Origin of the sequence: Klebsiella sp. S69, from assembly GCF_016516145.1 — a bacterium.
Lineage (GTDB): Bacteria > Pseudomonadota > Gammaproteobacteria > Enterobacterales > Enterobacteriaceae > Klebsiella > Klebsiella oxytoca.
This window is the reverse complement of the sequence record NZ_JACVUU010000074.1, coordinates 1-1,125: the sequence shown is the minus strand read 5'-3', so window position 1 is coordinate 1,125 and position 1,125 is coordinate 1. Positions and strand designations below refer to the sequence as shown.

The following is a 1,125-nucleotide window of genomic DNA, read 5'->3' as shown; positions in this document are numbered from 1 at the left end:
TGGGCGTTAAGTTGCAGGGTATAGACCCGAAACCCGGTGATCTAGCCATGGGCAGGTTGAAGGTTGGGTAACACTAACTGGAGGACCGAACCGACTAATGTTGAAAAATTAGCGGATGACTTGTGGCTGGGGGTGAAAGGCCAATCAAACCGGGAGATAGCTGGTTCTCCCCGAAAGCTATTTAGGTAGCGCCTCGTGAACTCATCTTCGGGGGTAGAGCACTGTTTCGGCTAGGGGGTCATCCCGACTTACCAACCCGATGCAAACTACGAATACCGAAGAATGTTATCACGGGAGACACACGGCGGGTGCTAACGTCCGTCGTGAAGAGGGAAACAACCCAGACCGCCAGCTAAGGTCCCAAAGTCATGGTTAAGTGGGAAACGATGTGGGAAGGCCCAGACAGCCAGGATGTTGGCTTAGAAGCAGCCATCATTTAAAGAAAGCGTAATAGCTCACTGGTCGAGTCGGCCTGCGCGGAAGATGTAACGGGGCTAAACCATGCACCGAAGCTGCGGCAGCGACACTATGTGTTGTTGGGTAGGGGAGCGTTCTGTAAGCCGTTGAAGGTGGCCTGTGAGGGTTGCTGGAGGTATCAGAAGTGCGAATGCTGACATAAGTAACGATAATGCGGGTGAAAAACCCGCACGCCGGAAGACCAAGGGTTCCTGTCCAACGTTAATCGGGGCAGGGTGAGTCGACCCCTAAGGCGAGGCCGAAAGGCGTAGTCGATGGGAAACAGGTTAATATTCCTGTACTTGGTGTTACTGCGAAGGGGGGACGGAGAAGGCTATGTTGGCCGGGCGACGGTTGTCCCGGTTTAAGCATGTAGGCGGATGTTCCAGGTAAATCCGGAACGTCACTAACGCTGAGGTGTGATGACGAGGCACTACGGTGCTGAAGTGACAAATGCCCTGCTTCCAGGAAAAGCCTCTAAGCATCAGGTAACATCAAATCGTACCCCAAACCGACACAGGTGGTCAGGTAGAGAATACCAAGGCGCTTGAGAGAACTCGGGTGAAGGAACTAGGCAAAATGGTGCCGTAACTTCGGGAGAAGGCACGCTGATGGTAAGTGAAGTGACTTGCTCATGGAGCTGAAATCAGTCGAAGATACCAGCTGGCT

The 1,125-nt window shown here is 53.2% G+C and carries 1 rRNA gene; it reads left to right on the top strand.

What is annotated here, in order from left to right:
- Positions 1 to 1,125, top strand: a 23S ribosomal RNA gene (locus tag IAE27_RS29260); the annotation flags it as partial.